General features: G+C 33.9%; 19 protein-coding genes. 4 read left to right on the top strand and 15 right to left on the bottom strand.

Annotated features, from left to right (window positions below; genetic code table 11):
• Nucleotides 1-134: 134 nt before the first annotated feature.
• The 15 genes from ABEB18_RS04525 to mobA form a co-directional block, all read right to left on the bottom strand.
• Nucleotides 135-533, bottom strand: a complete 399-nt coding sequence (locus ABEB18_RS04525; protein WP_348797909.1) for a cytochrome C — start codon at nt 531-533, stop codon at nt 135-137.
• 1 nt (nt 534) lies between these two features.
• Nucleotides 535-795 carry a hypothetical protein gene (locus tag ABEB18_RS04520; protein WP_348797908.1) on the bottom strand — a complete coding sequence of 87 codons (261 nt, stop codon included), beginning with the start codon at nt 793-795 and terminating at the stop codon, nt 535-537.
• A 5-nt stretch (nt 796-800) separates the two neighbouring features.
• Nucleotides 801-1,814, bottom strand: a complete 1,014-nt coding sequence (locus ABEB18_RS04515) for a cytochrome c (protein ID WP_348797907.1) — start codon at nt 1,812-1,814, stop codon at nt 801-803.
• A 6-nt stretch (nt 1,815-1,820) separates the two neighbouring features.
• Nucleotides 1,821-3,989 carry a cbb3-type cytochrome c oxidase subunit I gene (locus ABEB18_RS04510; protein ID WP_348797906.1) on the bottom strand — a complete coding sequence of 723 codons (2,169 nt, stop codon included), beginning with the start codon at nt 3,987-3,989 and terminating at the stop codon, nt 1,821-1,823.
• A 120-nt stretch (nt 3,990-4,109) separates the two neighbouring features.
• On the bottom strand, nt 4,110-4,790 hold the full coding sequence (locus tag ABEB18_RS04505) for an ABC transporter ATP-binding protein (RefSeq protein WP_348797905.1): 681 nt from the start codon (nt 4,788-4,790) through the stop codon (nt 4,110-4,112).
• The gene (locus ABEB18_RS04500; RefSeq protein WP_348797904.1) at nt 4,787-6,028 is read right to left on the bottom strand and encodes an ABC transporter permease; all 1,242 of its coding nucleotides are present in this window, start codon (nt 6,026-6,028) and stop codon (nt 4,787-4,789) included. Before ABEB18_RS04500 ends, ABEB18_RS04505 begins: the two co-directional genes overlap by 4 nt.
• The gene (locus ABEB18_RS04495) at nt 6,029-7,114 is read right to left on the bottom strand and encodes an efflux RND transporter periplasmic adaptor subunit (protein ID WP_348797903.1); all 1,086 of its coding nucleotides are present in this window, start codon (nt 7,112-7,114) and stop codon (nt 6,029-6,031) included. It lies immediately after the preceding gene.
• A complete protein-coding gene (locus ABEB18_RS04490) occupies nt 7,114-8,424 on the bottom strand; it encodes a TolC family protein (protein WP_348797901.1) in 1,311 nt (436 codons plus the stop codon). Before ABEB18_RS04490 ends, ABEB18_RS04495 begins: the two co-directional genes overlap by 1 nt.
• Nucleotides 8,421-9,005 carry a TetR/AcrR family transcriptional regulator gene (locus ABEB18_RS04485; protein ID WP_348797900.1) on the bottom strand — a complete coding sequence of 195 codons (585 nt, stop codon included), beginning with the start codon at nt 9,003-9,005 and terminating at the stop codon, nt 8,421-8,423. The genes ABEB18_RS04490 and ABEB18_RS04485 overlap by 4 nt, the downstream gene beginning before the upstream one ends.
• A 148-nt stretch (nt 9,006-9,153) precedes the next feature.
• Nucleotides 9,154-10,428, bottom strand: a complete 1,275-nt coding sequence (locus ABEB18_RS04480) for an NAD(P)/FAD-dependent oxidoreductase (RefSeq protein WP_348797899.1) — start codon at nt 10,426-10,428, stop codon at nt 9,154-9,156.
• A gap of 12 nt (nt 10,429-10,440) precedes the next feature.
• The gene (locus ABEB18_RS04475; protein ID WP_348797898.1) at nt 10,441-11,238 is read right to left on the bottom strand and encodes a sulfite exporter TauE/SafE family protein; all 798 of its coding nucleotides are present in this window, start codon (nt 11,236-11,238) and stop codon (nt 10,441-10,443) included.
• 60 nt (nt 11,239-11,298) lie between these two features.
• A complete protein-coding gene (locus ABEB18_RS04470) occupies nt 11,299-11,928 on the bottom strand; it encodes a Crp/Fnr family transcriptional regulator (protein ID WP_348797897.1) in 630 nt (209 codons plus the stop codon).
• A 136-nt stretch (nt 11,929-12,064) separates the two neighbouring features.
• The gene (gene mobC, locus ABEB18_RS04465) at nt 12,065-14,062 is read right to left on the bottom strand and encodes a conjugal transfer protein MobC (protein WP_348797896.1); all 1,998 of its coding nucleotides are present in this window, start codon (nt 14,060-14,062) and stop codon (nt 12,065-12,067) included.
• A 102-nt stretch (nt 14,063-14,164) separates the two neighbouring features.
• Nucleotides 14,165-15,451 (bottom strand): conjugal transfer protein MobB, encoded by a 1,287-nt coding sequence (gene mobB / locus ABEB18_RS04460; RefSeq protein ID WP_348797895.1) that lies wholly within the window; start codon nt 15,449-15,451, stop codon nt 14,165-14,167.
• On the bottom strand, nt 15,448-15,891 hold the full coding sequence (gene mobA / locus ABEB18_RS04455) for a conjugal transfer protein MobA (RefSeq protein WP_348797894.1): 444 nt from the start codon (nt 15,889-15,891) through the stop codon (nt 15,448-15,450). The genes mobB and mobA overlap by 4 nt, the downstream gene beginning before the upstream one ends.
• 731 nt (nt 15,892-16,622) lie before the next feature.
• Between mobA and ABEB18_RS04450 the strand changes: the two genes are divergently transcribed.
• The 4 genes from ABEB18_RS04450 (at nt 16,623) to ABEB18_RS04435 (ending at nt 18,817) form a co-directional block, all read left to right on the top strand.
• Entirely contained in the window at nt 16,623-17,390 is a 768-nt protein-coding gene (locus tag ABEB18_RS04450) for a ParA family protein (RefSeq protein ID WP_348797893.1), read from the top strand.
• Nucleotides 17,391-17,394: 4 nt separating this feature from the next.
• A complete protein-coding gene (locus tag ABEB18_RS04445) occupies nt 17,395-17,832 on the top strand; it encodes a DUF3408 domain-containing protein (protein WP_348797892.1) in 438 nt (145 codons plus the stop codon).
• Between the two features lie 11 nt (nt 17,833-17,843).
• Nucleotides 17,844-18,479, top strand: a complete 636-nt coding sequence (locus ABEB18_RS04440) for a conjugal transfer protein TraD (RefSeq protein WP_348797891.1) — start codon at nt 17,844-17,846, stop codon at nt 18,477-18,479.
• Nucleotides 18,480-18,619: 140 nt separating this feature from the next.
• Complete coding sequence (locus tag ABEB18_RS04435; RefSeq protein ID WP_348797890.1) at nt 18,620-18,817, top strand: helix-turn-helix transcriptional regulator; 198 nt, start codon at nt 18,620-18,622, stop codon at nt 18,815-18,817.

The raw sequence follows: 18,817 nt of genomic DNA, 5'->3' as shown, positions 1-18,817 counted from the left end.
AAATAATTGTGCCTATGAGGAATGTTTAATTTTTGCATAAAGGGCAAAAAATCTGATGTATGGTAAACTGCAAACTTTAGTTCATTTTGTGTTACTTCACTACATTTGATATTTTTGATTTCGCACATAATTACTTATCCTAAAGAAGTTATTGTAAAATAAATTGCCCAAGCTACAAATGCAATTATAGCCGCAAATAACCAAGAGGGAACACTTTTAGGTGTTTCACTACCATCAATTAAAAATTGTTTTTGATTTCCTTTACCATAAGCGTTAATCATTAATGGCAAAACCCCGTCAACCACATCATTGTCATCTATTCCATCAATTGTTATTGCTGGTCCATTTCTGACAGTAAAAGGTACAGTTTTTATACCTTCTTTTCCTGTTGGATCTTTGCTTATTATTTTTAACTGATGTAAACCATCTTTAAGTTTGCGGGTATCTAACTCAAAATTTACAGGCGCATCAAATTCAGCTATCGGCTGCACTTGATCATCAATAAAAATAATCACTTTACTTTTACTTTCCATATTATTCAAAAATTAAATGGTTTCTTTTTATATGATTTTCTTCCTTTTCTTTTGGTTTGATTATAAATTTTAAAGAAAAAAATAATGTTACTAAAACTATAGCAACCATTGTCCATACAATAACATAATCTAAATTGCTTTCTGGACCTGCACCGTGTGCAATACCTCTTAAAATTTTGGGTTGCTGTTTTTCACACATTGGACAAGCATAAGTAGCAATTGAGAGCATTGTGATAATTATTGAATAAAAAAACTTCTTCATTTTACTTATTGTTTAGGTTCACTTAATTTTGCAAGATCCATTAATTTCTGAACTTGTTCTGCGGTTACTTTTTTAGCATTGTTTCCCCAACTTGATTTTTCGTGGTTCATTATTGCAGCAACTTCCTCAGCAGATAGTCCTGCATTAGTTCCTACTGCCGGCATCACGCCATAATCTTCTCTTGCATCATAACCATTCATAATAATTCCTACCATAATTTCAGGATTATCATCTAATACAATTTTACTTCCTTTGAGTGGAGGAAAAGCACCAGGCAATCCTTCTCCATTTTGTTGATGGCATGCCATACAATTGGCGGCATATAAATTACTTCCGTTTACTTCCGGTTTTGTGTCGCCTGCAGTAGCATTTACATCCATTTTTTCCTTTTTGTAGAGGAAAGCTGGATCTGGTGTTCCATCTGGTAGCTTGACTTGTTTTAATGATTGTAAATATGCAACCAAATTTAATGCGTCTTTTGTAGCGACAACAATACCTTTTTGACCATTCATATATTGTTCGGGTACATTTACTTTTACGTCGCCTTTTTCTACCTTGTCTTTAATTTCAAACAACCAAGGATACGGTGCCATAATTGATTGTGGCATTACTGTTCTTGGATTGTATAAATGAACTAAATGCCAATCTTGACTGGGTTGCCTTACTCCAATATTGGTTAAATCAGGGCCAGTTCTTTCAGTTCCCATTAATGTTCCTGCATTTTGCCAAATACTTTTTCGTGTACTTAGTGCATAATCGGCAGCTATTCCTGGTCGCTCTCCCCAAGGCTTATCCATATCTACATTTCGAACTTGTTGTGAGTGGCAACCCACGCAGCCATTACTAATATAAATTTGTCTTCCTGCTTCTTGTTCTTCAGTTAACGGAATACTTCCATACAATGCTGCATTATTTTCTTGGTTGTACAATGATGGAAAAACAGCTACAAAAAGTGTTAGTGTACCAAATAAAATGGTTGCTGTTGTAAAGAGTTTTTTATGATCGTGAAATATACTCATTGCTATTTATATTTTAGGTTCAATTGAATTATCTTTCAAATTTTGACTGATTATTTCAAAAGCTTTTTCTTTTATATCTATTTCAACAGTTGGTTTCATCATTTTATACATATTGTAAGCCAACACAATATGTGAAAGCCACATTAATGTTCCTCCAATTGCACGCCAAAGCCAATAGGGGCCCATCATCACGACACTATCAATAAATGGTTTTCCCTCAGCCCACATTAGCCCTTTTAATGTGCCACCAATCATCAATGGTATTGTATAAAACTGTAACCCTATTAATGCCAACCAAAAATGTGCACCAACACCTAGTTGTGGTGGTTCTTTTCCTGTTAACCTTGGTACTATGGCATAAATACTTCCAAATAATAGAAAGGTAATGATGCCATACATTGTTATGTGTGAATGTGCAATAGTGAAATCAGTAAAATGCCAAATTAAATTGGTAGATCTAAAAGCTTCGGCTGTTCCTTGAAATGAACCTGTGAAATAATAAATTATCCCTACAAAAAAGAATGGAAGTGAATAACTATTACTGATTTTGCTCCAGGAACCCTTTAATGTCATCAAATAATTTATGGTTCCCGATGTTACAGGAATTAACATTCCAACACTACCTACAATAGCCACCGTTTGTAACCACCACGGCAAAGCACTAAAAACAAAATGGTGTGTTCCGATTACGGTATAAAAAAGAATTTGCGACCAAAAAGCTAAAACCCCTAAACTGTATGAATAAATGGGCTTGTTAAGTTGCTGTGGAAGTAAATAATACAAAACACCCAACATTGAAAACATAAACCACATTCCAACAGCCTGGTGCATATAATACCCTTGAACAATTGTTTCTCCAATGCCGTCCTGTCCCATGGGAATATAAGCTATAACAGCTACAATGAGAATGAAAATGTAGGAAGCTACAATAAACCAATTCGATATGTATATTTCGTGCGTTGTTCTTTTAGCAATTGTTTTTATGAAATTGATTACGGTAAGTAATAAACCGTACCCCCAAACTGCCATTATTGGCCAAATGATTTCACGGTATTCACCACCACCATTATTAATTCCCGCCATTATAGTAATTGCACCAACAAGCATCGCACCATTTACAGCTATTAGAGCTTTCCAACCATTTTTAATACTGTTTAAAGGAGCGTTACTAACCATGGGAACAATGTAATATCCTAATCCCATAATTCCGATAGTTGCCCAAGCCCAAAATACTAGATTGGTATGTACTGCACGAAGTCGTCCTATACTTAACCAACTATATGTATCCGCATCAGGAACAATAAATTTAATTCCAACATATTCACCAACAGTACTTCCCACAAAAAGCCAAAAAACTGCAGTGCCTAAAAACCACAAAATTAATTTTGTAAGTTCAGGATCTATTTTAGGACGCTTAATAGGTGGTCTTTTGGGTGCAAAAAAAGGATAATTAGTTTCTGTTCTAATATTATTTAATAACCCATTAAAATCATTTGGTTTACTATCACCCGATAATTCATTTGAAGCTATTCTGTATTCATTTTTTTTCTTTATTTCGTCTAACTCTAGATCATCAGGAATGTTTTCTTTTTCTGAAATATAGGCAGCCAATTCTTCAGCATGCTTTATTTTTTGAGCATTAAAATAGTTATTAAATCCATTATAAACTTTGACAGATAAATAAAATAAAGCTAGAAATAATGGAATAAAAATTAAAACCAATGTAATAATAACTCCAGGCTCTGAAAAAATATCTTCTCTTTTTGCGGGTACATTTTGGGCAAATGTAAATTGAGGCATTAATGAGATAAAAACCAAAATTAAAATAGAAGCTACTTTATTCTTATGATTTCGTTGCTTTTTTAATATTTCAATTTGTGAAGAATTTAAATTATTTAAATATTTTTTAAATTTATCTTTTCCCGTTTGATTGTTATCAGCTAAATAATTGTTTGCATTGATAATTAGTTTTAGAATTAAAATAATAACTAAGCCAACAATTACTAATACTAATGTGGTCAAAAAACCAATAAAGTCAATTGATTTATTTGGAAAAAAACTTACACCATTATCTGTTTGTGCCATAGTGGCTAATGGTTTAAAAAATACAACTAAAACAATAAGGATTAATTTTATTTTAGACTTTGAAAGAAAACTGCTTATTTGGATCTTCATAATTGACCTATTTAAAATGATTGTACAAATTTGTATTAAAAAAGCAGTTTATCAGTGGTGAAAAAAGTAGTTTTAACGGTACTTTTTACTTTAAATAAATAATCCCTAATAGAGAGAGCTTTATAAAATTACTCCATCAGCCATTTCGATAATTCTGTCGCTTGCTTTCGCAAAATCGTTATCGTGGGTTACAGCCAAAACAGTTTGATTAAATTCAGTTGTAAGATGTTTAAATAAATCGAAAACAATAGCAGTGTTTTTGCTATCTAAATTACCTGTAGGCTCGTCACCCATAATAATTTTAGGATCATTGATTAAAGCTCTTGCAATGGCAACACGTTGTTGTTGACCGCCAGAAAGTTTAGAAGCTGGCTTGAGTGCTTGGTCTTTTAAGTCAAGTTTTGTTAGAATAGTATAAGCTCTTTCTTCAATTTCTTGTTTAGAATATTTACCTAATTTTAATGCTGGTATCATCACATTTTTTAAACTTGAAAATTCAGGTAATAAATAATGAAACTGAAAAACAAAACCTATTTTCTCGTTGCGGATTGCCGCTAATTCTTCTTTAGTTTTTTTAGATAAATTTTCTCCATCAAAAAAAATATTTCCTTCATAATCCGTATCCATTGTTGAAAGTAGATATAATAAAGTAGATTTTCCTGAACCCGATTTTCCGACCATAGTTACAAATTCGCCTTTATGAATATCAAATGAAATATCATTTAGAACCTTAAATTTTTCAGGTTCGTAAAAGTATTTACTTACCTTTTTTGCTTGCAATAAAAGTTCTTTTTGTATCATTTTCTAAAAATTGTTATTGGGTCTAATTTTGCTGCTTTTCGTGCTGGAATATAACCAGCCAAAGTGGTTACTAGTAATCCGAAACCAATTCCTAATCCGAAAAATTTTGGAAAAAACCGAATTGGAAAAAAACCAATATCGCCACCAACCCACATATTCCCCATTAATTTCACTAAAATCATTGCTAGAATTAATCCAAATACAATTCCGATTATTCCGATAATTATTGCTTCTTTTACAAAAATTTTGATAACATCCTTACCCGAAAAACCAATAGCTTTAAGAATTGCAATGTCATTTAATTTTTCCATAATGGTCATATTTAGAATATTGTAAATGCCGAATGCAGCAACAAGCATTATAGAAAATGAAATTGCCATTGCCATCATTTTTCTAATTTTGTTTGCAGCCGCAGCTGATGCGTTGGCGGTTTCCCAATCTTCAACTTCGTAACCACTTAATTGTTTGAACTCTGGTAAAACTTTTTTTGCCGTTTCGAAATCTTTAATGTTCACAAAAATATCCGTAATATAACTTGCACTTTGTTTATTGAGTTGTTGTGCTGCCGAAATATTAGTATATGATAATGTTTTGTCTGTATTGGTAACGCCAGTTTTTAATAGTGCTACGATTTTCATCACTTTTGAAACTCCATAAGCAGTGGCAACCGAAATATTATCGTTTAAGCGTAAATTGAGTTTTTCGGCAATACCAACACCAAGAATAATTCCATTTTGATTGGATTTTAAGTCAGAATATTTACCTTCTACAATATAATCTTCAAGATGAAACATTGTATTTTGTTCTTCGATATTTACGCCCGATGTTCTCCCAATTACTTGCGCTTCGCCATTATTATAAAAAACATTTGCCGAAACATTTGGAGTCACACCAATAACTTCGGGTTGTTTTTTTAGTGCTTCAATAATTAAATTGGGATTGATTAGCTTCTTGCTTTCCTTTTTGATTTTTGGATTTGCAAGCAACACTAAATTATCTGCTGAATTTGATACTAAAGGTTGACTTATTTTTTCTTCTTTATAAATTCTTAAATGTGGTGTAGTTTTGAATAAACTTTCAACTGAATAAACTTCAAAACCGTACATTAGTGAGTTCATAAATATAAAAATTGCAATACCAACCGTTACGCCCAATGCAGCTACCAATGTTTGTTTTTTCTTTGAAAACAAATGGGTATATGCAATTTCAGAATTGATGTTGTGCTTGTAATTTTTCATCTAGTCTAATTCTTTTAAAACAGTTTCGCCTTCTTTCAAACCTTTCAAAATTTCGACATAATCAGAAGAAATAATGCCTGTTTTGACATCTATTTGTTTTTTTTCGGTAATAAAAACTTTGTTTCCATAACCTAAATAACTTCTTGGAATTACTAAAGCGTTTTTCTTTTCATTCACAAAAATATTAGCTTCAAGTTGCGTTCCCGAGATGTCAAAATCGATTGGTTCTGTAAAAAAAGCTTTAGCTATAAAGGATTGCGATTGCTCATCAAAAGTGGGTAAGATTTCTGAAACTACTGCTTTGTACGTTTTAGTTGCATTAACATTTAGTTTTATAACGATCTGTTGGTTGAGTTTTATTTTCCCCATATTACTTTCGTCAATATTGAGGTTGGCATAAACTTTTTGATTATTCGCCAAAACTGCAATAATATCTCCTTTACGAACATAATCGCCAACTTGCTTTTTTTGTTTGTAAATTTTACCATTTACCAATGCTTTTACTTCGTTGAAATCTTGAATGGTTTGACTATTTTCAAGCTGTTGATTTTGAATGATTACTTGTTGATTTGCTTGAATTAAAAGGTTTTGATATTGCTGTTCTAATGATAAAACAGTTGCTTTTGAGTTTGAAACGGCTAACAGAATATTTTCATATTCAACTTTTGCAATACTATTATTTTCGACTAATTTTTTGTATCGAGATACCTGTAATTCGTCTTGTTGAAGTTTTAGTTTTGCAGCATTCAAATTGGCTTTACTTTGTTGCAATAATGGCGCATTAGAACTACTGTTTTCTTTAGCAATTTTTAATAATTTAGAACCACTTTTGGTGTTTATATCACTTTGCTGATTATCAATAATTGCTAATGCTTTGCCAATAACAACTTCGTCACCTTCATTGAAATTAATTTTGGTAATATAGCCTTCGGTTTGAGCCATAAGGTTGTATTCATCATCGGCTTTTAGTATTCCTGATGCAAAAACCATTTCGGTAATATTTTTGCGTTCCACTTTAGTTTCTTCCGTTTTTTTGCCACAAGAAAAGAGTAAAACTGAAATTGATAAAAAAAATATTCTTTTCATTATTTTATAGTATTATTAATGTTGATTTTAGTTCTTAAATAGTCAGCATTCACTTGGCTTATAATTTTATTTAATTCGGCATTAAGTTTATCATTAAATGAAATTAATAAGTTATCAATTGATACTAAATCCTGTTGGTATATCTCCAAATTTTTATTGTAAGTATCTGTTTTTAAAATCAATATTTTTTCACTAATGTTGTTACTATCTATTATTTTTTTGTATTCTAATTTTAGTTGGTCGTTAGTACTTTTTTCTAGTATTTGATTGTGTTTTGCGGTTTCTTGTGCAATATTAAAATTGGTTTTTAAAGTTCTTTTTTGTAAATATTTTGATGCTTCAGGAAACAAATAATTTAAACGCAATCCAATGTAAGAAGATTGAAACGCATTTGAATTGACGTTTAAAAAACCAATATTGCTATTGTCTTGATATGCCCAATTTCCGACAGCAGAAAGCGTTGGATAAAAAGATGATTTATAACTTTTTAGTTCTTGTTGACTTAACTCTTTTTGTAAGTTACTTTGTTGGCTCAACAATTTATTTGAGACTTCAATAGTTGTTATATTTTGAATTTTACTTTCAGAGTTTGTTATTTCAAAATTGGTTTCCAAAGAAGCATCGCACAAAACTTTCAAAGCATTTTTTTGTTGTAAAAGTGCAGTTACTAATTGGGATTTCTTATCCTCTATTTGCAATAAATTTACTGTTGCTTGGTTTACATCTTGTTGACGAGCCAAACCTTGTTGGTTTTTATTGGTAACAACGTCTTCAATTTTTTTATTATTAGCATAATTAGTATCTAAAACTTTGATTTGATTTTGTATAGAAACTATAGAATAATAGATCGTAGCAATATTTTCAAATAAGTTTTTCTTAATCAATAATTGTGTTGTCTCACTCAAATTTTCATTAATTTTTGACGCTTTTATTTTTTGCCAAGATTGAATGTTTATCAGATCTATTTGAGGTGTAATATTGATAGCACTTATATATTGTTGACCAAATTGAGTTTCTTTGAAAGTACCAGGAACACCTCCAAAAACTTCGGCAGGTAAATAATTTGATGGTAGTTGCAAATTATCAGTTGCAGTTGCAGTTGCATTTCCTCTAGGATTAAAAATATTGATTTTAGCAATTAATGTTTGGTATTTTGTTAATGTAATTTGCTCTTTTGAAATTTTGAAAATCGAAGCATTTTTTTCTGCATAAGCCAAAACCTCATCAATAGATTTAAATGCAATTGTTTCCTGTGCATTTGCTTGAAAAGAAAACAATAATAAGTAAAATAGTATAATTTTATATTTCATTTTATAATTGTTAGTAGTGATTGTATTATTTTATTTCCCTCATTTTCAATATCAAATTTAAAATTTGCAATACGCCATTTATACATTTGTAATCTAAAAGCTCCCATGACAATATGTGTTAGATCATCTGCGGAAATTGTATTTTTGAAAAACTCCGTTTTCTGACCTTCAATAATAATTGGTTTTAAATGTTTTATCTTAATGCTCATCAAATTCAAAATTGCCTCATTAATTTTGTTACTTTCTTCCCATAAACCATCAGAAAAAACGGCTACTAAAAAATGTGGATTTGCATTAAAAAAAGTAAATTGATTTTGAAATAATTTGATAAATTTAGTTTCACTATTTTCATTAGAAATAGTATTTTGGGATAATCTTTCATCCATATTGTTTGCTAAAAAAGTAAGCATTGTTATTACTATTTGCTCTTTGCTTTCAAAATGCCTATAAATAGCACTTTCAGAAAAGTTCATTTCATGAGCTAAATTCTTTGTAGTCAACCCTTTTATGCCCTTTTCCATCAAGAGTTTTCCTGCGGATTCTATAATTTCTTGTTGCCTTTTGGAGGTTTTATTTAACATAAAATATAAGTTAGTGAACATTCACTTTACAAATATACAATTAAATTTATTATTGAAAGTGACAATGATCACATAACTGAAAATAAAAAAATCCCTCTCAATTTCACTTGAAAGGGATTAATAAACTAAAAAAATATGGTATTAATTATTAAGCAGTTCCTTTTAGGATTTTGTTCCAATATAGCCAAGGCAATACTTTTGTTTTTAGCAACCACATTGTCCAACGTGGTTTTGCTTGATCAAATGGGAATGTCATTTTTGGTTTGTTGTTATAATCAAACTCTGCCAGCATTAATTTTCCGTATTGCGTAGGTATCGGGCAAGCACTGTAGCCATCATATTGAGCGGTTACAGTTTGTTTATCCATTACTTCTAATAAGTTCGTAACTACAACTGGTGCTTGTTTTCGTATTGCTGCTCCGGTTTTACTACAGGGTGCATTGGTACAGTCTCCTAAAGCAAAAACATTGGTAAATCTTGAATGCTGCATTGTGTTTTTATTTACCTCTACATAACCATAAGGATTTGAAGCATCTGCTAAAGGGCTTTTTTTAATAAAATCTGGCGCAGACTGGGGAGGTACTGCATGGCATAGATCAAATGAAAGAGTAACTTTATTTGCTAAATCAGTTTGTGATGCTTCGTTAATACTATAACAAGCAGCTGTCGTTTCTGATAATGACTGCTTTATTGAACTTGGAGTGCTTTTGGTTTCAAACTCGATCGTTTTATTATTTGCATCAATTCCAATTGTATTAGCACTATAATGTACTTTTATATTACCTTTTTTTAATACTTGTTCTAGTGTTGCTTTATATTCAGGCACACCAAATATAACTGTTGCTCCAGAAATATAATGTATGTCACATTTATCTAAAATACCTTTCTTACGCCAATAATCTACAGCCAGATACATTATTTTGTGTGGGGCACCTCCACATTTAATAGGAGTGGATGGGTTAGTAAAAACGGCTATACCACCTTTAAAATTTTTAATCATTTCCCAAGTATATGGTGCTGAATTAAAATTATAATTACTGCTTACATTGTTTTTACCTAAAGTGTCCTTTAATCCTTTTATTTTATTCCAATCTAATTGGATACCTGGACAAACAATTAAATAATCGTATGAAATTTCTTTTCCAGAACTGCAAATTACTTTGTTTGAAGTAGGGTTAAATTCAGCAACTGCTTCTTTTATCCATGTCGCATTTTTTGGAATAAAATCCTTTTCATTACGGATAGTCTTTTTTATATCAAAAATTCCTGCACCAACTAATGTCCATGCAGGTTGATAATAATGATTTTCTGAGGGTTCGATAATACCAATATTTAATCCCTTTCTTTTGCGAAGTAATTGTGATGCAACAGATAATCCGGCATTTCCACCGCCAACGATAAGTATTTGATAATGCTTTTCCATATTATTATGATTTTAGTTTAATAAAGTTTCTTTTATGATAATGTAAATACCCATAAGCAGTACAAACCAACCGAAAGCGGGCTTTAGTTTTTTACCATCTATTTTTTTAGATATATAGCTTCCTATAAGCACTCCTGTAATGGCGAGAGCCAAAATTTTGAAAAGAAATATCCAGTCTATCGTATAATGTGTAACGGAAATGGCAAAACCAAAAAGTGAATTAAGAGCTATGATAACCAGCGAGGTACCGATTGCTTTTTTAAATTCTAAACGTAATAAATTGACTAGGGCAGGAATGATTAAAAAGCCTCCACCAGCGCCGATTAATCCAGTAACAAAGCCCACAAATATTCCTTGAATAACTATTAATAATGTACTTGCGGTGGGTGTATCGGTAGGCAAGCAATCTTCTCCTTTACATTTTTTTATCATACTGTATGATGCGAAAATCATCAATACAGCAAAAAGCAACATCAAAAGAATATTTTTGGTAACGGTAAAAGCTGCAATACTCAAAACTTCTTCAGGAATTGCAGGAACGATATAAGCCCTTGTTAGAAAAACTGCTACAATTGACGGAATACCAAAAATAATAGCTGTTTTGATATTTACCAATCCTTTTTTGAAATATGAAATTGAACCAACAACGCTTGTTGAACCAACTATAAATAAAGAATATGCAGTTGACAGTACCGCATCAAGACTAAATAAATAAACAAGTACTGGAACAGTAAGAATACTTCCTCCTCCACCAATTAGTCCTAAAGAGATACCTATAAAAATTGACGCTATATAACCTGCTATGTCCATAAATTTTTGAATTTGTATTACAAATTTGCATCAATTCAAAAATCTGTACAGCTACTTTTGTTACATAAGGGATATTTTATTTCTACCAAGCTGAACGATACTATTTTCTTCTAGCTGTTTCAATAGCCTTGAAACTACAACTCTAGCTGTTCCCAACTCATTAGCTAATTGTTCGTGGGTAATCTGAATGGTTTTTGATTGTGTTAATTCAGATTTCTTTTCCAGTAAATTCAATAACCGCTCATCAACTCTTTTAAATGCAATAGCATTCACAATTTCCAATAATTCCTCAAAACGCTTGTGATACAATCGGAAAATATAATCTAACCATTGAGGATATTCTTTAATAAATAAAGAAACTTTATCCATTGGTAAGAATAATATTTCGGCATCTTCTTCCACTTCTGCCTTAACTTTACTCGTTTCATTGTGAAGTCCCCCCAAAAAAGACATTATGCAACTTTCGCCTGCATTAATATAATACAGTAAAATTTCTCTGCCGTCGTCTTCCATTCTAATAACTCTCAACGTTCCTTTGGTAACTATCGGAATAGCGCGGATGTGTGCGTTTTCATTTAGCACAACACTTCCTGCCTTGTATTCTTTTCGTATGCAATATTCATAGAGTTTGCCTATCAACTCAGGAGAGGTCTTAAATTCTGTTATTTGTTCTAATGGTTCCGTCTGCATTTTTTTAAGGATTACTAATTAATAATAATTTGTTGTTGCTTGTGTTGAATTATTTGTAATACAACATGTAACCTACAAATTTACACTATTTGCTTCCAATGCTTTGTAACAAAAGTTACTAAAGATGACAGTCTCATCAGGCCTGTAGCAAATGCTGTAAGTTCGGGTCGTTTTTGATACGTTCCAATTCGCTTTCAACAATATGCAGAATATCCAATTTTATCTGACGGTAATTGCTTTCAATCTCCTGCTTCATTTTATCTTCTCCGTGTTCATTGACAAAGGACAGGATTTCTGGTATCTTCTGATATACTTTAGTTTCTGCAGTAACTTTTTCATTGTCCACCACAATTTCAGCATGAAATATTTTTTGTTCGATACGTTCATCGAAATTATCCGATACAGAACCTACAAACATACCCTGTGTAAGCGTTGAAATTTTGGAAGCCGGAATAAGGCTGTCTAACTGTGTGGAGATAGAGGTGGATTTATCATTACGGTTAATAGTCATACTTTGGCGTTTCTGCAATACTTTTCCAAAACGTTCCGAAAGGCTTTTTGCAGTTTCTCCAACTACCTGTCCACTGAAAATATTACCTACCGTATTTTGAATAACTTTTGCTTCTTTATCTCCGTAATCACGTATGAGTTGTGAAAAATCTTGAAAACCTAAACAAACTGCTACCTTATTGCTACGAGCTGTTGCAATCAAATTATCCAATCCTCTAAAATAAATTGTCGGCAGTTCATCGATGATTACCGAACTTTTCAATTGCCCTTTCTTGTTGATGAGCTTCACAATTCTTGAATTGTACAAACCCAATGCTGCGGAATAAATATTTTGTCTATCGGGATTGTTGCCTACGCATAAAATCTTTGGCTCTTTCGGGTTATTGATGTCGAGTGTAAAATCGTCCCCTGTCATTACCCAGTATAGTTGCGGGCTAATCATTCTTGATAATGGAATTTTTGCCGATGCGATTTGACCTTGTAACTGATCTTGTGCGCCACCCTGCCATGCATCCATAAACGGCGACAAGTAATTTTCCAAATCGGTGTATGATGTCAGAATGGTAAATACATCTGAATACTTTTTGTTTAATAATTCAATGGCGTGTGGAAAAGTGCAATACTTTCCGTCCTCATAGATTTTCAGATACCAAATAATGGCTGCCAATAAAATGATTGGACTTTCTACAAAAAAATCCCCTTGCTTCTGTATCCACGATCTGTTGAGATTAAGCATTATGGTATAAGCGGCTTCGTAAGCATCTGAAATGTCCGTCATAAAGTCGGGATTGAGTGGATTACAGCGGTGGCTTTTGCGTGGGTCATCGAAATTTATCACATAAAATTTCGGCTGTATCTTGTACTTATCCCTGTACTTCAGCAAATGGTTATAGGCAATGGTAGAGAGATCGTCAAATTTGAAATCGTAGATGTACATTGAAAAGCCTTTCTCAATCTGCTGTTTGATGTAATTGTTGACGATGGCATAGGATTTACCAGAACCTGGCGTTCCTAAAACAATCGTTGCTCTGAAAGGATTGACGATGTTAATCCAACCGTCATTCCACTTGTTTTTATAATAAAACTTTGTGGGAAGATTGACAGAATATTCGTTTTCCATCAGCTTGGTTTCCTGCTGAAAACTCTCATTTTCATTATTAAATACATCATCCATAAGATTAGTACGAAGCAATCGGCTCATCCAAACTCCGGCTACCATTAAAGCAACATAACCTAAACCTGTGGTAAGAATATAAAGAAATGTAGCAGTAATTAGAGGTAACTTTAATAACGGGAAGTTCAGAAAGAACAGCACAAAACCAACGCCTAAAGCCACATAGATTTTAGACCAGGTTATCTTCTCATTCTTTACGCCTTTCGTTCCTAAGCAACTTAAAGCAAGCAACACCAAAGCAAAGATTTTAGTATATAAAGTATGTGAAAACAAACCTGCTGTTCTATCAAAGTTGCCTAATATTTTGTTGATAATTTCCAACGTCCAGCCACGTTCCATAAAGAAACCGTAGCAAAACCAATAAAGGTGCATCAGTACCAATAGAATACTTACTGCCCTCATAAAAGCCATTATTTTGGCTAAACCTCTTAAATCGTCTTCTCCCTGCATTATTTTAATTTTTTAATGTTTGGGCGTGAATTTAAAGGCTCTATATAGTTGCTATAAAAATTTGGTAGCCAGTGGCTTTGTGTGGCAGTATTTGTCTGATTGTTATCGCTGACCTCCTTGACGTTTCCTTTTCTTCTTCATTTTGTTAGCAAAGTCCTGTTCCTCGTAATCTTCTCCCTGTGCTTCGGGCAATAAACCGCCTAATGCTTCAATCAAACCGTCTTCGTGTTTTTCAGCATTTAAAAAATCGAAGAAATGATGAGGTTCTTCCGCAGGAAGATTTACATCATTTGGTTTTGATATTTTCGATTGTAGTTCAACTGGCTCTTTAATTTCTGGTTTGATGTTATTGTTCCAATAATCATTAAAGATATTAGCAGAAAGTTCCTTGCTTAAACGTGAACCGTTCCAAACACTTTTAGAATTGTGGTCTATAAATGTGATACCATAAATACGTCCTGTGTCATTTCTACGAACCACAACGTTAATGCCCTGTTCGCCTAAATGTTTTTTAAAAGCCTGCTCATCACTTGTGGTTTGCAGGGCAATAGTAACGGCAGCTTTGATGGTGGGCTTTGTCGGGTGGTCTTTTAAAACTTCTTTGCTTTTCTCAAAATGCAATTCCAGAGCAGGAATTCCAGCGTTTTTTCCGAAAAGTGAAGCTTTGAAGGGATGTCCGGCTCTTTCCTCTTTTTCAATTAACGGAATGTACAATAAACCCTGCCTTAGTTGCCCCTGTAATTCGCCCTCCACTTTTTCAATGGTAACATTAAATAGAGAAAGCAAGGCATTATATTCGCCCAAAGTCTGAAATTTATAATAATTCGGTAGATGTCGAACTACTGAAGCGATTTGGCTTTTTACATCTCCAGCTTTGTAATTTACAGGACGGAAAATCTTTTCGCTTTGCTTGTGTTCTTTATCAGTTGCGGGTATCAATCCGTGTTTTCTTTCTAGTTCACGGCAAATATTCATAGACCTCATTTTTTCGAATTTGTCCGAAATCTTTTTGCCTTCTTCATCCACGCAAACCGATACGATATGAATATGGCTACGGTCAATATCAGTATGTTTGAATACCACAAAAGGCTGGTCGCCGTAGCCCATTTTCCGCATATATTCTTCTGCCATTTCCCTGTACCGATCATCGCTTACCTTATCTTTCGGGTCGGGATTGAGCGAAATATGCAACGTATGTTTCTCGGTATTGCGGTTGGCTATCAGGTAAGGGGCAAAAGATTGGGCTAATTGTGCAACGGAATAATGACCGTTGGCAGTTTCAATCATCTTGTTTGCAAACAAAATCTGTCCGTTTTCATTCTCCACTTTGAGATGATTGTATGCCAATGCTCCGTATAAATTTCCGCTTCTGCCGATTTTCGCTATCATTTCTTAGACTGTTTTTTAAGATGTTTTGCTTCAAATTCTTCGGTTATCTGAATGATTTTTTGGCATAGTATCGCCATTTCAGCCGTCTGTTTTTCCAGTTTGTAAAGGAACGCTGCGGCTTTTTTCTCGGAAAAATTCTTGTACAATAGCTTTACAATCTGGTTATAATTTACTCCTACGGAGCGAAATTGACTGTGAAACGAGGTCAATCGCATATAAAAATCAACCGTTCCCTTGTCAATTTTAACCGATTTCATTTCCTTACTGAACAGCAGGGAAATGATAAACTTTGCTTTATTGGGCATTCCCGATGCTTCAAAAAGCGATAAAAGTTTGGCATTTTCTTCATCAGTAAGACGAAAGACGTGGCGGTGGATACTTGGGTCGGTTTTTGCCTTCCGTCCGCCATTATTTTTTTTTCTCTTATTATTCTCATTCATCACTAATCCATTTTAAATTCACACAAAACCTCGACTTCGGAGTGGTTTTTTAAGCCCCCGGCAGGGCAAGTTGTTTTGAGGCACTAACTCGGTTTCGAGTGCCTCAAAACACAACTTGCCGTGTTCCGTTGAACACAAAAATCCGCCCTGCGGGACGGATTAAATGTAACAGGGAAAAACGGTCCGATACCGTTCCCGTTACCCTCCGATTTGTCAAAAGTCTTTTGCATAAATCCGTTAATAAAAATCATTGTACAAAGTAAAGCCCTGTTTACGAAAGCATTGTATTGTATAGCAGTGCAAAACACTGCCTTTGAACGACAAACACTGCCACAGGCATACAATCGAATGCAATTGATTGGTTCTTTGTGTTTGAATGATGGCAGGAACTCAATCAAAGCTGAAAGATTGACAGCATTCAAGAATGCAAACAATCCTGCAATCCTGCTGTCAGGATTGCAAGGATGAAAAAATGATAGCGTGACGGCTTGTAATCAATCAAGATTGCTTTCCTGAATGCAGGATTATAGGAACGCAAGAATGACGGTTATCCTGCCTGAAAGCATTCAGGAATGAGTACCGTCCTGCTATATCGCAGGCAAGCAGGAAATCACGAGTTCAGTCAAGAAAGCCGGTTGGTTATCCTGCAAGGAAGCCTGAACGAAAACAGGAATGTCTGACTGATTGTCCGCAGGACTGCAAATAAGTAGAAACTTTAAATTTTTAAAAATATGGACACAAAAAAGAAACCTCTGTTTATTGCCTTTTCATCTCAAAAAGGCGGTGTAGGTAAAAGCACATTTACAGCACTCATTGCCAGTGCGATGCATTATCGATTAGGCTATAATGTAGCAGTATTTGATGCGGATTTTCCGCAGCATAGTCTGATGAAAATGAAGACAAGGGATCTGGCAATGGTTATGGAAAATGAAGCATTGAAAAAGCTGGCTTACAAACAATTTACTACTATCAACAAAAAAGCCTATTCAATTATGCAGTACAAAGCGGACAGCGTATTGGAAGCGGCTCACGAATTTGTAAACGCTTCTTTCACCCCGCTTGATGTGGTATTCTTTGATCTACCTGGAACCGTTAACACGCCCGGTATTCTGAAAGCGTTGGCAGGAATGCACCACATTTTTACGCCAATCACAGCAGACCGTGTGGTAATGGAAAGTACGCTCATCTTCACGCAGCTTTTACAGGATGTGATTATGAAAAGAGGGGAAACTTCCATACAAACCATTAATCTCTTTTGGAACCAAGTAGATGGCAGAGAAAGTACGCCTTTGTATGGCGTGTACAACCAACTTATCGAGCAACTGGGATTAAGTCTGATGCAAAGCCAAGTGAAGAACAGTACTCGTTTTCGCAAAGAAAGCGAAGCGGACAGCAAAACCGTATTTCGTTCTACCGTAATGCCACCTGATGAACGTTTGATGAAAGCTTGTCAGTTAGATTTGTTCATCAGCGAATTTTTAAAAATCATTCAATTATAGCTGTATGGAAAAAGATAATAAAAGAAAAGTCACACCGGAAATCAACGAAGAGTTGATGATGAACCTAATGGTTGACGGCATTAAAAAAGATGGCATAGAACTTCCTCCAGAACCTATCGAAGAACCAGAAAAGGAAAACGTAAAACAGGAAGAATTATCATCGCTAAAACCTGTACAAAAAGAACGAAACCGTACAAAGAAAAATCTTGACGGAAGTTATGGCGACCATTTTTTGAAAACCCATTCGATGACGAAACGTGGAGATAAAAGCATTTATATCCGGCAGGAATACCACCAACGCTTATCCCGTATTGTACAGGTCATTGGTAAAGATGAGATACCGCTGTATGCCTATCTTGATAATATACTGGAACATCATTTTGAAATGTTTGAGAAAGCGATTACCGATGATTTCAACGAAAAGTTTAAACCTATTTTTTAAAGCATTTGATTATGGAAATAGTAATTGTGATATGCCTGCTGATAGTCATTGCCCTGCTTTTGCAAGACAAGATTGTCATTAAAAAAAGGTCGGAACAAAAACCGACACAAGGAAAAATTAATCCAAATCTTCCCAATATTATGGGACAGCCTAAGCCAGTAAGAAGCCATTTAGTGCCAAAGACTACCAATGAAAGCCAAATTGAAGAAGATGAAATAAATCATGATAATTTAGACATAGAATACGACGAAAATGAAAACGTAGGTATTCAAATTCCGCAGGAAGAGCTGGACGAAGTTTTCAGAAATATGCCTGATTTGGAGGAAGAGGAAGAAGATTGGAACAGGTACGGAATATCCGGTGGCGATAACGGTTTTGCCCAAGGGGTTACCTACGATGAACTAAGCTCCGTAGGGGCATTGCTCCAAAAAGAAAATTTGGAACAATCCCAAAAGGAAACTGCGGTAGCCATAGTTCAGAAATTACAAGGAACTGAATTATTCAGCTTACTGGAAAATTCCATAGAGGGTGCTTCCCGAAAAATTGCCGAGCTTTTGGACAGCACACTTTCGGCTGAAATGGACAACAGTTCTTCTAATTTGCGGAAAAGTGATTTGAGTGATTTTGACATTGGGGAGTTTGCATGAGCAAGCTCCCTTTTTTGCATCATATTCCTGTATCCCTATAAAATAATAGCGATATAATATTCTCGAAATTGGACTTAGATACTTTGTTCGCGTTATTAATAATAGTAAATTCGCATATTATGCGTATTAATTGATGTCAAATGAAAATCAACAGACTAAAAATTATATTAGCGGAACATTCCAAAACAAATAAATGGTTAGCTAAAGAGTTGAACAAAAGCGAAAGTACAGTCTCACGTTGGTGTACTAACGAAATACAACCATCTGTGGAAACTTTGGCTCAAATAGCTAAACTTTTTAAAATAGACATTAAGGATCTATTGAATTCAACAAAATAA

It is taken from the genome of Flavobacterium adhaerens (assembly GCF_040045115.1).
Classification (GTDB): Bacteria; Bacteroidota; Bacteroidia; order Flavobacteriales; family Flavobacteriaceae; genus Flavobacterium; species Flavobacterium adhaerens.
The sequence above is the reverse complement of the archived record's forward strand: the minus strand, read 5'-3'. Positions and strand labels throughout refer to the sequence as shown.

Excerpts from the sequence above, each read along its gene's own strand:
- ABEB18_RS04525 (WP_348797909.1), bottom strand. The coding sequence starts at position 533 with ATGGAAAGTAAAAGTAAAGTGATTATTTTTATTGATGATCAAGTGCAG.
- ABEB18_RS04520 (WP_348797908.1), bottom strand. The coding sequence starts at position 795 with ATGAAGAAGTTTTTTTATTCAATAATTATCACAATGCTCTCAATTGCT.
- ABEB18_RS04515 (WP_348797907.1), bottom strand. The coding sequence starts at position 1,814 with ATGAGTATATTTCACGATCATAAAAAACTCTTTACAACAGCAACCATT.
- ABEB18_RS04510 (WP_348797906.1), bottom strand. The coding sequence starts at position 3,989 with ATGAAGATCCAAATAAGCAGTTTTCTTTCAAAGTCTAAAATAAAATTA.
- ABEB18_RS04505 (WP_348797905.1), bottom strand. The coding sequence starts at position 4,790 with ATGATACAAAAAGAACTTTTATTGCAAGCAAAAAAGGTAAGTAAATAC.
- ABEB18_RS04500 (WP_348797904.1), bottom strand. The coding sequence starts at position 6,028 with ATGAAAAATTACAAGCACAACATCAATTCTGAAATTGCATATACCCAT.
- ABEB18_RS04495 (WP_348797903.1), bottom strand. The coding sequence starts at position 7,114 with ATGAAAAGAATATTTTTTTTATCAATTTCAGTTTTACTCTTTTCTTGT.
- ABEB18_RS04490 (WP_348797901.1), bottom strand. The coding sequence starts at position 8,424 with ATGAAATATAAAATTATACTATTTTACTTATTATTGTTTTCTTTTCAA.
- ABEB18_RS04485 (WP_348797900.1), bottom strand. The coding sequence starts at position 9,005 with ATGTTAAATAAAACCTCCAAAAGGCAACAAGAAATTATAGAATCCGCA.
- ABEB18_RS04480 (WP_348797899.1), bottom strand. The coding sequence starts at position 10,428 with ATGGAAAAGCATTATCAAATACTTATCGTTGGCGGTGGAAATGCCGGA.
- ABEB18_RS04475 (WP_348797898.1), bottom strand. The coding sequence starts at position 11,238 with ATGGACATAGCAGGTTATATAGCGTCAATTTTTATAGGTATCTCTTTA.
- ABEB18_RS04470 (WP_348797897.1), bottom strand. The coding sequence starts at position 11,928 with ATGCAGACGGAACCATTAGAACAAATAACAGAATTTAAGACCTCTCCT.
- mobC (WP_348797896.1), bottom strand. The coding sequence starts at position 14,062 with ATGCAGGGAGAAGACGATTTAAGAGGTTTAGCCAAAATAATGGCTTTT.
- mobB (WP_348797895.1), bottom strand. The coding sequence starts at position 15,451 with ATGATAGCGAAAATCGGCAGAAGCGGAAATTTATACGGAGCATTGGCA.
- mobA (WP_348797894.1), bottom strand. The coding sequence starts at position 15,891 with ATGAATGAGAATAATAAGAGAAAAAAAAATAATGGCGGACGGAAGGCA.
- ABEB18_RS04450 (WP_348797893.1), top strand. The coding sequence starts at position 16,623 with ATGGACACAAAAAAGAAACCTCTGTTTATTGCCTTTTCATCTCAAAAA.
- ABEB18_RS04445 (WP_348797892.1), top strand. The coding sequence starts at position 17,395 with ATGGAAAAAGATAATAAAAGAAAAGTCACACCGGAAATCAACGAAGAG.
- ABEB18_RS04440 (WP_348797891.1), top strand. The coding sequence starts at position 17,844 with ATGGAAATAGTAATTGTGATATGCCTGCTGATAGTCATTGCCCTGCTT.
- ABEB18_RS04435 (WP_348797890.1), top strand. The coding sequence starts at position 18,620 with ATGAAAATCAACAGACTAAAAATTATATTAGCGGAACATTCCAAAACA.